The sequence below is a fragment of the Chryseotalea sp. genome (genome assembly GCF_057350905.1).
This window is the reverse complement of record NZ_JBMRCF010000006.1, coordinates 1-14,561: the sequence shown is the minus strand read 5'-3', so window position 1 is coordinate 14,561 and position 14,561 is coordinate 1. Positions and strand designations below refer to the sequence as shown.

Here is a 14,561-nt window from a genome sequence, read left to right as displayed (position 1 = left end):
TTAGCGTTTATTACCAACAAACTTTTGTCGGATACTTGATAATAAATTAATAATCAGGTTAAAGATAGGACTTGAACTGGCAGTGAGGAAAATAAAAAAAGGTAAAAAACCTACACGATAGCGTATTAGGGTGCCAAAGTTGGGTGTAGAGAGTGTTAAGAATACACTAAGCACAAAACAGTAGACCAACGTTGCAAAAATCAAAATCCTGTCAGTGTGTTTGGATAAAGTTTTTAAGGCATGTAAACTGCTGACGGTCAGTACCAAGAAACAGGTATTTTCTATGGCTGCGATCGTTTGCAATAGATTGCTGCTTTCCCAAATAAATGGCCTGAATAAGCCAGACATAAAAGCCCATGGTGAAAGGAGCGCTACATTTATCCAGTTTTCTGACAAATATTGAAAATGCATGACATCTTCCGGAGCGGAGTTAGCGATAAATGCCAGGTAATTGTTATAAATAACTGAAAGAAAACGACTTGGATAAAAATTGGGATGGAGTTGTGTTACCAACAAGCTGAATGTGCAGAACACAGACAACCACAAACATAATTCCTGTATAAAGGAGCGCTTTGTCCAATGCCTTACGATGAATTGCACCAACAAACTTGTGATAATTACGGGCATCACAACCGCCAGATAGTAATACTTTAAGTTATAGAGTAGCCAAATGCAAATAATACTGATAAGCCATTGCCGCCAAATCAGTTTCTTGTTTTTATAAAGTAAGATAAAATGGCTGACGATACATAAAAGTGAAGCCAGCGCAACGCTCTCCTTTACAACACCACTCGACCAGAAAACAACTGATGGTATAAGAAGGAAGGAAAATAAAATGGCATTTTGTTTTTCCGGAAAATAATGGTGGAGGGTGCGTGAAATTTTCCAGCTGGCTAAGAAACTAATTATGGAAAAGTAAAAAGAAGCAAGCCAGTAATTATTAGCGGATAGCAGTAAAATAATGCTACTGATTTTTACCATAAACAAGGCACGCTTGTCTGTGTAAACCATTGTATGCAGAAATGAATCATCACCTGCGTTGCTCCAGAGGAAATTCAGATAAAGTCTTGCATCTGTAAAGAGTAATTCATTCAGCTTCAGCCCCTCCTGAAAATAAATGAGGGTGTCGCTTTCTCCATAATAGTGGACATAGAGTAAGCCTAAACAAACGCCAGCCGTAACATGCAATAACAGGGCCGATAGAAAAAAAGACTTTATGGCGCTATTCGTTTTTTTCCATACACTGTATAGAAAAATAGTAATCAATGATATCGAAACAAAAGCGAGCAGGTACATCATGTCTTTCGAATCAAGGTATGCCCTATAGTACACTGAAGACACAAGCGCTTATGGCAAAAGTTATTTCTGAGTTCAATCAATGCCTGACTATCAAATGCTGATGTAACAGACCAACCCAATGCTTTCCATTCGCTGATAATGCTATTTTCCTCGGGGCTGATCTTACTCAAAAAATCGATTGCCCGATCCATCCAGATACTTTCATCTTTATAAATACTGTAAGCAGCCATGGTAGGTACTACAGTATTAATGATAATGTTCTCAATAGCGGTCTCTCCCAAAACCGGAACAGTTTTCTTGCTTTTTTTATCAAAGCGATAATGTGTTTGCCAATAAGCTGACTGACTAACTTCAAAAAGTTGTTTCAAGGCTACAATGGATTCAGTAGCTAGTATGGTTGAAAATAAGTTTTTGCGCATTGATAATAAGGTTGCGAACTGCGCAATTCTCAAGGTAGGGAAGTTGGCAGGTCTCAATCGTAAAAAGCGCCACTGACTTTCATTCAACTGTTTTTTGGTAAGATTAAATTTATTTTGTAGAAGACTGTATTCGCGTTGTAAGGATTGCGCATAATCATCTTTCACTTTATCGAGAAAGCCTGCAGTACCTAATAGCATAGCCTCCAGTTGCAAAAGCTTATCACTGTGCTTTAGCAAGCTTCGATATGGAATTGCCCTGGTCAATGCATAAAAAGCTTCACTGTTAACTTTAAAACCAAAGTTTTTACCCAGTAATTGATAGAAGGTTTCTTCCCAATCATTGTTATTTTCTTCAAGACTTTTTAATATCAGTCTGGCTTTGTTTTCCAGGCGTTGTGCCAGGGCGCTATCCAGTGCCGAAATTCTGGTTAGACTATTAACTGTGTGTAAAGCATGAGCGCAAGGAATAGAAACAGGCTGGTTAACCAGATGCTTGTAGTTCAATAATAAAGAATCTTCAATTCTGTTTTTAAGCTCCAGTGTGGGCACCAGACTACCATCACTTCTTGTAATAACTTTATCGTTTTTCCAAACAACGTGCAGTACTACATTGTCATAGGCCTTGTCGTGCTGATGTTTATGCTGTTGCCACTCAGAAGCATGAATGTGAATTTCCACATGACCAATCCACTCAAGGTCACCTATTTTTATTTTAGCTTGAGAGAAATCGGGTCCGGCATGTGTATTATAAAAGCCGGTTTTTAAAATAGTAATAGTTTCACCCTCAGTCGTGACTAAGTCCTTTTTATCAAAATATTGAAATTGCCATATGTAATGGAGAAAGGCTTCGCTCACAACGGTTTTATTTAAAACTAAATATATTTATTCAGATAAATCTTCATCTCCTCACTTACTTTTTCAGCTTCGCGTTTGGCGGCCTGTGCAAAATCCTTTTCTCCCGATGCGTAAATGATGGCCCTGGCAGAGTTTACTAATAAACCACATTGTTTATTCATACCAAATTTCGATACCAACTCAAGGTCTCCGCCTTGCGCACCTATGCCCGGAACGAGAAAGAAATAATCCGGTGCGAGTTTACGAATGCTTTCAATTTTGTCAGCTTGGGTGGCACCCACCACAAACATGAGCTGATCACTGCTGCCCCAACTTTGTGCACGTAGCATCACTTCTTCGTATAAGCGCCTGCCATTCGCTTTAGATTCTATCAGTTGAAAGTCGGCCGCCCCCATATTAGAAGTATGCGCCAGTAAGATCACCCACTTATCCTTAAATTTTAAAAAGGGTTTTACCGAATCTTCGCCCATGTAAGGCGCAACTGTTATCGAGTCGAAATTCAATTGCTCAAAAAATGCCTTGGCATATAAAGAAGAGGTGTTGCCAATGTCGCCACGCTTGGCATCAGCAATGGTAAAAATATCTTTGGGAATATATTCCAGTGTTTTTTGCAGGCTCTCCCAACCCTTGGAGCCAAGTGCTTCATAAAAGGCAAGATTGGGCTTATAGGCTATGCAATGCTGGTGGGTAGCATCAATTATTTGCTTGTTAAACTCAAAAACGGGGTCTTTTTCCGATAATAAGTGCTTAGGAATTTTGTCTAGGTCTGTGTCAAGGCCTACACATAAATAAGTTTGCTTTAGTTGGATTTGCTCAAATAACTGTTTGCGATTCATGCTTCAAATTAGGAAAAGGAAAAGTATTTAGGCAAGGTATTATCGATACTTAAGAAGTTTTTTACAAGGCTGTGCGTCATTGATTGAAAAAATCGGAACTTGCAGCATGGCATTTGAACTTTTTAAAGAAAGCAGTCGCATTATTGTAACCTGTAACAAGCGAATTGCACCTTATTTGGAGCAGGAAATCAGAGACCTGGGCTATACGCCTGAAGGTGTGTACCCGACAAGAATTGAGTTGATGGGCACTATGTTGGATTGTATCCGACTTAACCTGAACTTACGTTGTGCCAGTCAGGTTCATTTTTCATTGCGTCAATTGCGTGCTAAAAATGGTGACGAGCTCTATCGTGGCCTCGAAGAAATTCCCTGGGAAGATATTATTCCGAACGAAGGTTATTTCTCAGTAACCTGTAATGTGGATACGCCCAGCATTAACAATACCATGTTCGTTAATGTAAAAGTGAAGGATGCTATTGTAGACAGGATTCGACATAAAACAGGTACGCGCCCCAACAGCGGGCCTAACATGGATAAAGCCGCTGTCTATTTGTATTGGAAGGACGATGAAGCAGAGGTATTTATCGATACATCCGGTGAAACGCTTTCCAAACACGGCTATAGAAAAATACCAGGTAAAGCACCTATGCTTGAAGCTCTAGTGGCAGCCACTTTATATGCAACCAAGTGGGATAAAGTATCACCCTTTGTCAATCCCATGTGTGGTTCCGGTACTATTGCCGTGGAAGCTGCCTTGATAGCGACCCAACGCAAGCCTGGCTTGTTCCGCAGAAATTACTCTTTCATGCATTTTGCGGGTTTTGAAATTGGCAATTATCACCGCGAGTTTCAAAAGTTAAAAGATCAGGTAAAGGAAGTACCTAACTTGGCCATCTATGCCACTGACATTAGTGAAGATGCTGTGAATGTAACCAAAGTCAATGCTGAAATTGCAGGCGTTGCTGAATACATCAAAACAAAAAAGTGTGACTTTGCCGATACCTATGTTCCGGAAGGCGTAAGTGGTGTTGTGTATTTTAATCCGGAGTATGGCGAACGTTTAGGGGAGGTGAGCGAGCTGGAAGCAACCTACAAGCGTATGGGCGATTTTCTGAAGCAGCAGTGCAAAGGCTACACCGGCTATATTTTTACAGGTAATTTAGATCTTGCCAAAAAAATTGGTCTACGAGCGAGCAAGCGCATAGAATTTTACAACGCCAAAATTGATTGTCGTTTGTTAGAGTATGAATTGTATGCAGGGACACGTGATAAGGATAAACTATTAAAAGCAGAATCATGAGAACTGTTGGCACGCTTGTTTTTTTCTTTACTTCCCTTCTTGCACTGGCTCAAACTGATGCAGCCAAAGTGGATGCCTTACACAAGCAAAAGTTTGAATGGTTGGTTAGCAACAATATAGATTCCATTGATTACTTTCTTGGCGATAAAGTAAGCTATGTACATTCCAATGGCTGGATTCAGAACCGCGAAGAAGTGTTAAGCGATATGAAAAGCGGTAAGCTCCAATATAAAAGTATTGTGGTGGAGGAGTCGAGCGTAAATCTGATTGACCAAACCGCTATCGTAACAGGCAAAGGAACCTTTGTTGGCAAAGTGAATACAACGGAATTTTCCTTGAAGCTATCATACACCGAAGTTTATGTAAAAGTGAACAATCACTGGAAGCTGATCAGTAGACATTCCTGTAAATTATAAACAGAAATTCAGTGTCTTTTAGTTAAGCTCCAATCTTCATCCTCTCCTTTGGAGAGGAAAGGAGGTGAGGCCATAAAAAACTTAACTAAAAGACATTGAATTTGATCTAAATAACATTAAAGCAATATGAGTAAACAACACTTTGCTTACATTACCCTGGTTGTTCGTGACTATGATGAAGCCATAGATTTTTATACACGCGTTTTAGGCTTCTCTCTTGTTGAAGATAAAATCACGTCACCCACCAAACGATGGGTGGTGGTATTACCGCCTGGTAATACAGGCTGCGGATTATTATTGGCCAAAGCAGCAAACGAAGAGCAAAGCAGCAGAATAGGCAACCAGACAGGAGGGCGTGTATTCCTTTTTCTCCACACACAGAATTTTCAAGCTGATTACGAAAATCTTCAAAAACACAAGATAAAAATCGTACGTGGCCCTGTTGAAGAATCCTATGGAAGAGTGCTTGTGTTTGAAGATTTATATGGCAACCTCATTGACCTGATTGGATCTGAAGAGAAGACTCACTAGCATTGACCTTCGAAAAATATTTTATGAATTTTTATTCTAATTCTTTCTCTCAAGTGTAATTCGATCTACATACACGCTGTTAAATTTCAACAGGTTCTTAATTAGCTAAGGATTTGTTAAATATTTTTTCTCTTTGTAATACAGAAACTTTTGTCCAAAGCGTTCTTATGAAAACAATTCCATTAGACTATGACAACAAAAGAATTTGTGTCGTTTTCAGTTTTTATGCTTTTGCATTTGTTTGCCAACAGCCAAAATGCGAATCGCGTGGTAATCTATTCCCAAAAAGTTACAAGAGACGATCGGATGTTTGAAAAGCCGTTTAGTAATAAGAGAGGAGTCATATTACTTACAAACGACTCCCTCATTTTTGAATGTAAAAAAGAAAAACTTGCTGAGTTTAACTTTTCAATACCGTATTCAGACATATTAACAATAAAACCCCTTTACACATTCTTATTTCCAAATCGCATAAAGATTCGCACAGAGCATGGAGAGTCGTATAGATTATTCACTTATAAAAAGCGTCATATCTTGAGAATTACGAGGGGGAAAATGAAAAACCTCTGAGTAAGTGTTTTTTCATAACCCAATTACATTCTGCACTTTCATCATTTTCATCACTCCACCACCCCTTTCCTTTAGAGAGTAACAGAGGTAACTCCACTCTAAGCAAAAGCATATTTTGCGAACTGCAAAGGCAAGATGAGCTACAAGTAATTCAGTGTTTTAATATTACAGAGTTAAATTCATTGCAAGTTCATCATTTTCATCGCTTCACCACCCCTCTCCTTTGGAGAGGGCAGGGTTAACCCCACTCTATGCAAAAGCATATTTTACGAACTGCAAAGGCAAGATGAGCTACAAGTAATTCAGTGTTTTACTATTATAGAGTTAAAGTCATTGCAAGTTCATAATTTTCATCGCTTCACACCCCTCTCCTTTGGAGAGGGGCAGGGGTGAGGCACCCCCCTGCAAGAAATATTATTATGAACTTATTAAAACATATTATGAGCTTATTAACTGATTACCCTCAGTTTATCGCCCTTGTATACCATTTGTATCGACCGAAAATTCACATAGAAGGAGCTGCGCGACTATTTTTACTGTATTAATATCCATTGAACTGTATGATCAAAACCTCCTTGTGTTGCCTCTTGTTTTGGCTTTTAATCTTTAATAAATCAGTCGCCCAATTATCCTATACCATAAACGTTTCTGTAGATCAATCAGAAGCATGTCAACAGGTGGTTGGGCTTAAAGACAGATTCGAATTATTTAACATACACCCCAACCCCGCAACGCATTTTATACAAGTATCCAGCGCAGCGGCAGGTAATCTGCGTTTCTATAATCCAATAGGTTCAACAATATTTTCAATACCTATATCCGCTGGCATTTCTACAATTGACGTGCGTAAACTCAAAGCGGGTTTTTACATACTGAGCTTAGAGGCCGCAAATAGAAGCTCGCATGTCCGACTTATTAAAGAATAAGATTGACCCCACTTATTTTCCCAAACAAGAGCTACTATGAAAAAAATATTCATCGCGATACTAATATTTTTGTCTACATCATATCTATGTAAAGCACAAGTTGCTGAAGTGCAATTTTATGATACGCTAAAATTAGAGATACCTGCTACTACAATAGGAGATATTCAATGGCAGTTCTCAACAGATGGTGAGGCATGGAATGATATTGAAGGTGCTTCTGACCTTACACTTAAACATGTAATCCGTAATACTGGCAATTATTTCAGGGCACAAATTACTGAGCCAGATTGCCTGCCCGTTTTTTCCAACATTACACAAGTAACAGGCAAACAAGTATACTTATGGTCTGATCCTGCCACCTGGCCCAATGGTAAGCCAGGCACTGGGAGCGATGTTGTAATTCCAGAAGGCATGACCATTCGATTGGATGAGAATCCGCCAGCGCTCGGAGGCATTACCATAAATGGTGAATTAGAATTTGCCAGAAAGGATTTACAACTCAGTGCGAAATGGATAATGGTACATGGTACCTTGCGCATAGGTACAGAACAACATCCTTTTTTACAGAAAGCAATCATCACACTCACCGATACAGATACGCAAGCCAGCATCATGGGCATGGGTACTCGCGGCCTTGTACTCATGGATGGAAACCTGGAATTGTATGGTAAAGCGCCAGATGTTATCTGGACTAAAATCAATCAACATGCAGCGGCAGGTTCAACATCCATCAATCTATTACAAAACGTTGATTGGAAAGTAGGCGATGAATTAGTCATTGCACCTACTGATTACTATCAGGCGGGTGGCGGTATTTCGGTCACGCAAAAAAATTCCATAACATCGCTTAATGGAACGCAGCTTGGATTAAGTATCCCCCTCAACGCTTTTCGTTGGGGACTATTACAATATGCCACCACAACAGGTGTGGGTCTTGAGCCTGCTAACTTACTAACACCACCACAACCGGATACAGAAGACTTGCAAACACCACTTGTACTCGATGAGCGAGCCGAGGTAGGAAACCTCAGTCGCAATATTGTTATTCAAGCTCCGGATGATGCTGTATGGCAAACTCAGGGTTTTGGTGTGCATATCATGGTGATGGGATCTTCCGTAGCACATGTTGATGGCCTTGAAATTAAAAGAGGTGGTCAAAGGGGAAGAGTAAGACGTTATCCTTTTCATTGGCACATGCTCAGTTATGCAGGCACTCAATTTACAACGGATGCCAGTGGTCAGTATTTTAAAAATTCTACCATTAACAGTTCCAGAAACAGAGGCATTGTTATTCATGGTACCAATGGGGTGTTGGTGCAAAACAATATTGTCTATGATGTACAAGGCCATGGTATTTTTACTGAAGATGCCGTAGAAAGAAGAAATGTAATAGATGGTAACCTTGTATTGCGCGTAAGAAATCCTCCTTATGAGAGCCGTTTAAAAATGCATGAAGTAAGTGAGAAGGGTTCTTCAGGATTTTGGATAAGCAATCCAGACAATACAATCATTAACAACATTGCCGCAGACTGTGGATCATTTGGTTTTTGGCTGACTTTTCCCACCAGACCTTTCGGTGAAAGCACAGGTGTGTTGGCAGAAGATGGCATGCTGATGAATCCAAGTCGGATGGAGTTTGGTGTGTTCGATAATAACACTTCGCACTCCAATGGCATTAATGGTATCCACCTCGATGATGTAGAGAACGACAATGAAGGCAACACCATCGGTCACCAGTATGCATCCAATGAGGGTGGGAGAGCAACACCCTGGCCAGAACCGAGCTTGCGTAGATTTCATCTAACTCGTTTTAAGGTTTGGAAAAATATGGGCCCCGGTATTTGGGACAGAGCAAGAAGACCTACAAACCAATCAGTCATATCAGCAGATAACCACGGCAGATTCTTTGCAGGCTCTGGAGATGACGGCATCATTGAGCGCTCCCTGATTATTGGTACAAGTCTTAACCACACTATGAATGGTACTGGCAGAAGCGATGCAGCAGATCCCTTTGCAGGTTTTTCCAATCCCGATCCTGTTGCATTCGCCACCTACCATAGCACATTTGATATCCGCGATAACATTGTTATCAATTTCCCGGCCAGTGTCAACGGGCGAAGCGGAGTTTTTTCAACGGAAGATTATTACACGCGGCCAGTAGATAAAGGCATGATCAGAAATACCAACAACCTCATACATAGTTCACATCCTGGAGTAAAGTTGCGCGCACTCTATCCGCACTATGTATTGGCCTCTGCTTTATTGGATGCACAAGGCGTATGGGGACCCGTTGGAAATTATTTTGTGTATAACGAACCCTTTTTTACTTATGGTAAAACAATAAGTATTGTTACTCCGGGTGAAATATCCGGAGGTGTAAGTGTACCCGGACCCTTTTATGGTTTTGAAGGATTTGTGCTGCATGGTGTTGGCGATACGCCTCCGCAAAATCAACCCTACATGGATTTGATGGGCATAGAAGTAAAGCGACTAAATAATGATTTACAAACAGTAGCCACCTGGACAGTAAACGCAGCACAGCAAGACTGGTTTTTACAACACATGCGCCATTTTGCCACAACACCTGAAGGTATTTATGAATTAACTTTTCCGGCAGAAGCAAGCCATCCAACCAATTTCCAGATGAACGTGGAGAATATGCTGGAGGCAAGCGACACACAAGTAATCGGCATACAGTTCGATGGCAATATCAATGCAACTGTACGCCTATGGGTGGATACCGACACATGGTTTAATTACAGTGAGCTTAATTCCTTGCAAGCAGTAATCGATTCAGCAGGCGAAACCTATTGGCAAGACCCTGCAAATAACAGGGTATGGGTAAAGATAAGAGGGGGGCGTTGGGAATTCTGGACCAATAATCCGCAGGAAGCTGTGCCCAGTAGCGATGAATTGATTTATGAAACAGTAGTGCTTAAGATATTTTAGAGCAGAGAGGATTTTGTGAATCATTTATGTGGTGATGGGCAGACTGGGCTCGTTCATCAATGCTGACTACAGCAAACCGATTAATTACGTGGTTATACCTTAAAATTAAGGCACACTATTTTTATAAATGAATGCTTTTAAGATAGAAAATACTACCAACTGTTATTAACTTACCAGAACCTAAACCTAGTTATGTTACGTCATTACCTCCGTACCATCTGGCGCAACATGCGCTCATTAGATACTTTTATTAACATTACTGGTCTGTCAATAGGCTTTGCTTTTTTTATCGTTATTTTTATTTGGGTAAGCTATGAGCGAAGCTTTGATGATTTTCACGTTGACGCTGAATCCATTTACCGTATAACACAAAAAAAATATGATGCAGACAGTCTTACTTCGCAGGTAGCGTTAACACCTGGGCCCCTGGCAGAACACCTGCAGTCAACACAAACAGCCATTGAAAAAACCACACGCGCATCATTGGTTGAATTTTGCATCAGAACTGACATTAACTGTTTGTACAAAAAAGGCATAGCTGTAGATTCTTCCTTTTTAGAGGTCTTTACCTTTCCTTTAATAAAAGGCAGTGCCTCAACTTTTGGAAATGAGCCCAATCAAATTATAATTACACAACGACTGGCAGAAATTTTCTTTGGAGATGCTGATCCACTTGGCAAAACATTTATCATCGGCCCATTTAACCTCCTCATTTTGGCGGTAATGGAAAACCCAACAGAAAATACACACTTCTATGATTTCGATTTTTTGATTCCAATGCAATTTATGTCTGGCAATGGATTGCTAACTACAGACGATTGGTATTTTTCCAGTCTGCATACCTATATCAAATTAAATACTGAAAGTGAAGCCACATCATTTGAAAAATCAATTTCTAAAGTATTAATGGAAAATCAGGAAGATGGAAATTCGCTTTTAGCATTGCAGCCACTTCAGCAAATTCATTTACAATCAACCGCCTTGAACAATGATGTGCCCGGCAGAGGAAATATCACCTATGTCATCATTTTCTCTTGGGTTGGAACTTTGGTTTTACTTATTGCCTGCCTTACCTACGCTAACCTGACAACAGCCCGGTTGTTCAAGCGGAATCATGCAGTGGCTGTTAGAAAGGTTTTAGGATCAAGCACAAGGCAAATTATTCTTTATAGCATCGCTGAAACTTTTCTTTATGCACTGATGGCCCTGCTGATGGCACTTGCCTTGGTGTGGTTAGTCTTACCTCATTTTAATGCCTTAACAGGTTTAAAGCTTGCTCTGATTTTTTCGCAGACAAATATTTTATACCTGCTTGTTATGCTGGGTGTAACAACAATACTTTCTGGTGTGTATCCGGCAATACTGCTTACTAAACAACAAGCGGTGGAGTCACTTAAAGGTAAATCCACAGCTGATGGAGCACTTTCGATCAGACGTATGCTGGTTGTAACACAATTCAGTTTAGCCATTGGCCTGGTTAGTGCAACCCTGATCATACAAGATCAGCTTAATTTTATCAACAGTAAAGCCTTAGGCTATGATAAGGATAAGATTATCTCCTTTACCGCCTTACGAAAATTTTTACCACAATTCGAGTCGCTGCGTAGCGAATTAAAAACATTAAGTCAGGTGATTGCAGTAACAGGTCATAATCATCCCATTGTATTTACCGATCAAAACACCAGTGATGTGGAGTGGGCAGGCAAGCCCGAAACGGACCACACCTTTTTTCACAAACTCATTGTTGATCATGAATTTATTGACGTATATGGTTTATCCTTACAATCAGGTCGCGCATTTACCTTACCCGCGAGTAACGATACAGCGTCTATTATGTTGAATGAAAGCGCGGCAGCCATCATGAATATTACAGCAGCCGAAGCGCAGGAAATAGTAGTTCATGAACGTAAATACCACCTTATTGGTATTCTAAACGATTTCCATTTTAAGTCAATACATAAATCAATAGAACCCTTGATCATGTACACTTATCCATCATCAATTAATAATGTTTCAGTAAAGCTTAGGGATGCCAGCCCTGGAACCGTTGCGGCTGTAGAAGGTGTTTTTAAGAAGTATGCACCGGAACGCCCTTTTGACTATCACTTTATTGACGAAGATGTGGCTAACTTGTATAAAACAGAGCAACGAACCAATGTGGTGTTCTCTTACTTAGGTGGTTTTGCGCTTTTTATATCCTGCCTTGGTTTATTGGGTATAGTCAGGTTTATGACAGAGCAACGTGCCAAAGAAATTGCCGTCAGAAAAGTGTTGGGCGCTTCTACTTTTTCAATCACCGGTATACTATCTGCAGAGTATGTTAAAATTTTATTGACTGCCTTCCTGTTGTCTAGTGTAGTCGTGTACTGGGCCATGCAACAATGGTTGGAGGCTTTTGCTTACCGTGCTGATATTTCTTTTTCTTCTTTTCTACTAAGTTTAAGCTTTGCCCTGCTCACCGCGATGATAACCGTGGGTATAGTTATACTGAAGTCGGCTAATACCAATCCTGTTGTTAGTTTAAGAAACGAATAGGGTTTTAAAGTTGAACAGTTGATTTTAGCTTTCACATGGCCGAAATTGAGATGAGCTTACAACTCTTCAGTCAATGGTTGTTGGTGCAGGCAGATTATAATCGATTTGAATTCAATCTTCTTACTATTTTTTCAATACTCCTATATAGTCATTCAGGGATCGGATTATTAAATTAAAATCGTTGGTTATTTTTATGTTTCTACTACGAATTACATTCTCGGTAGTAAAAAATTGATTTATCAAATTTCCATAGATTGGTTGTTGAACCTCATTAGCAAACTCTTTTAAATCAATGGTTACTGCTGATACATTTTTTTGATATAAATATCTTTTAGAATGTATCATTATTTCATTCCTGAAGTATTCAGCAGTCTTATTTTGTTGGTCATATAAATGTTGAAGGTCAGGTAATTTGCTCTCATAAACATTGTAAATTTTTAATTGAATGGAATCTGGTAGTTTGGTTAATAAGCCACTGCTTATTCCTGACAAATAAGCTGGAGATTTTGAGTCAAACAAGCCAAATTCTTTGCCAGCGAGTAAGTTGTAAAACCATAAAAGTTCTGGTTCACCAACTTTTTCTAGATCACGCTGTATACGAAGAGAATCTAGATTTTTAAGCCAAATGTTCGTTCCCTTCAAGTCAGATTCTAAGTGATTCCTCCCGATTTCCGCATCTCGTATAAGAGATTCGGCTAGTCCTATGAGCTCTTCCTTTTGTCTATTCTCTTCTCGCCACTGCTCAAACAAAAAGGAAATAGTAATGCCTATAAAAATAATTACAATTTCAACAAAGTACACGAGTAGCCGGTGATAGATGTTTTTGAAATTTTGTCTATTAAATAGTTTCATAAAAAAACCTATTGTTATTCACAATTTAGTGAGGATGTCAGATAAAGCGTGACAAGGATTGACTAATTTCTCATAGTTGCCTTCCGCCAACTTCTGACTATATCCATACTAACTCCAACATTGTGTAAAGCCACCCTATATGGTAAATATATATAATTGCTGCTAAATTTTAATCTACAGCACTGTAATCACAGTTCATGAGATAATCCTTCACACTCTTCAAGTCATACCTTGGAGGAAAAACGTATTGTTATCCACCGATTTTACCCACAGTTAGATTTTGGTGATATTTTTTTCTTTTTCAATTCATTTAACTCATCAATCAGCTATAAATCTTGGTTGTTTTTTAGTCGGAAGTTGTAAATCAGTATTGTAATTCGGAAACATTTTTTTTAGATTCTCCATTGTCAAATTTACAGTGTCGATAAAAAACCATTGATTTCCATTGTCCTTTGAAATTGCTAGTAAATGCGTTTCGCTTTTCATTTTTCCTCCGGGTACTTTCATTAAAATTGTCTGTGGTACTAGACAGTGGATTTCGTCTCCCGCTTTTACAGTGTTTGAAGGAGTTCCAATTGTCACTTTGTCAAAAAATATGCCTTGCTGACTCATTTCCAACTTTCCCTTTTTAATTAGCAGAATCATTCTGTCTTTTCCTCCTATCTTTTTTACTATTTCCGGATAGGTAAGTTTTATTAGGGTTTCATAGTCGTCTTGAAGAAGAGCACTTGCCGTCATTTCAGCTTGTTCTTTAATTCTATAGCTGTCAACTTGCGCAAATGCTAAAGTTGTCAATAGTACAAATCCAAGTATTAAATTTTTTCTCATACCTAATTTGGAGTTCAATATTTCTTTTGAATTTATAATCAATTACTCAACTCGTTATTTTGATTGGTGTCTGAACGCCTTTCCTACAACACTTGTATATGAATCGTGCCGGCATTCTAAAATAATAAATTTAACTCAACCGGACCGTCATGTTTTATATACTTTGTTGTGGACTGTGCTTTTTTATATTGTTTCTATTTAAGTAGCCTCCAACTATTCCGATAAGTCCGATCACAGTCCCAACT

General features: G+C 39.3%; 11 protein-coding genes. 6 read left to right on the top strand and 5 right to left on the bottom strand.

Annotation, left to right across the window (positions count from 1 at the left end):
- Genes ACO1XM_RS07590 through pyrF form a run of 3 tightly spaced genes read right to left on the bottom strand, consistent with a single transcriptional unit; the run spans position 1 to position 3,409 of the window.
- Positions 1-1,299 (bottom strand): hypothetical protein, encoded by a 1,299-nt coding sequence (locus tag ACO1XM_RS07590; RefSeq protein WP_486227492.1) that lies wholly within the window; start codon positions 1,297-1,299, stop codon positions 1-3.
- A complete protein-coding gene (locus tag ACO1XM_RS07585; protein WP_486227490.1) occupies positions 1,296-2,573 on the bottom strand; it encodes a DUF2851 family protein in 1,278 nt (425 codons plus the stop codon). The genes ACO1XM_RS07590 and ACO1XM_RS07585 overlap by 4 nt, the downstream gene beginning before the upstream one ends.
- A gap of 17 nt (positions 2,574-2,590) precedes the next feature.
- Positions 2,591-3,409: an orotidine-5'-phosphate decarboxylase gene (gene pyrF / locus ACO1XM_RS07580; RefSeq protein WP_486227488.1), complete on the bottom strand. Its 819-nt coding sequence runs from the start codon at positions 3,407-3,409 to the stop codon at positions 2,591-2,593.
- A 106-nt stretch (positions 3,410-3,515) separates the two neighbouring features.
- Between pyrF and ACO1XM_RS07575 the strand changes: the two genes are divergently transcribed.
- The 6 genes from ACO1XM_RS07575 to ACO1XM_RS07550 all read left to right on the top strand — a co-directional run bounded on the left by ACO1XM_RS07575 (position 3,516) and on the right by ACO1XM_RS07550 (position 12,636).
- Positions 3,516-4,709: a THUMP domain-containing class I SAM-dependent RNA methyltransferase gene (locus ACO1XM_RS07575; protein ID WP_486227486.1), complete on the top strand. Its 1,194-nt coding sequence runs from the start codon at positions 3,516-3,518 to the stop codon at positions 4,707-4,709.
- The gene (locus ACO1XM_RS07570) at positions 4,706-5,125 is read left to right on the top strand and encodes a nuclear transport factor 2 family protein (RefSeq protein WP_486227484.1); all 420 of its coding nucleotides are present in this window, start codon (positions 4,706-4,708) and stop codon (positions 5,123-5,125) included. Before ACO1XM_RS07575 ends, ACO1XM_RS07570 begins: the two co-directional genes overlap by 4 nt.
- Positions 5,126-5,251: 126 nt before the next feature.
- Positions 5,252-5,656 carry a VOC family protein gene (locus ACO1XM_RS07565; protein ID WP_486227482.1) on the top strand — a complete coding sequence of 135 codons (405 nt, stop codon included), beginning with the start codon at positions 5,252-5,254 and terminating at the stop codon, positions 5,654-5,656.
- Between the two features lie 1,130 nt (positions 5,657-6,786).
- The gene (locus ACO1XM_RS07560; RefSeq protein WP_486227480.1) at positions 6,787-7,152 is read left to right on the top strand and encodes a T9SS type A sorting domain-containing protein; all 366 of its coding nucleotides are present in this window, start codon (positions 6,787-6,789) and stop codon (positions 7,150-7,152) included.
- Positions 7,153-7,188: 36 nt separating this feature from the next.
- Complete coding sequence (locus ACO1XM_RS07555; protein WP_486227478.1) at positions 7,189-10,101, top strand: G8 domain-containing protein; 2,913 nt, start codon at positions 7,189-7,191, stop codon at positions 10,099-10,101.
- Positions 10,102-10,293: 192 nt separating this feature from the next.
- Positions 10,294-12,636: an ABC transporter permease gene (locus tag ACO1XM_RS07550; RefSeq protein ID WP_486227476.1), complete on the top strand. Its 2,343-nt coding sequence runs from the start codon at positions 10,294-10,296 to the stop codon at positions 12,634-12,636.
- A gap of 123 nt (positions 12,637-12,759) precedes the next feature.
- On the opposite strand, the gene ACO1XM_RS07545 is transcribed toward ACO1XM_RS07550, so the two are convergent.
- Both ACO1XM_RS07545 and ACO1XM_RS07540 read right to left on the bottom strand, forming a co-directional pair.
- Positions 12,760-13,488 (bottom strand): hypothetical protein, encoded by a 729-nt coding sequence (locus ACO1XM_RS07545; protein ID WP_486227475.1) that lies wholly within the window; start codon positions 13,486-13,488, stop codon positions 12,760-12,762.
- A 318-nt stretch (positions 13,489-13,806) separates the two neighbouring features.
- Complete coding sequence (locus ACO1XM_RS07540; RefSeq protein ID WP_486227473.1) at positions 13,807-14,316, bottom strand: hypothetical protein; 510 nt, start codon at positions 14,314-14,316, stop codon at positions 13,807-13,809.
- Between the last annotated feature and the right edge of the window lie 245 nt (positions 14,317-14,561).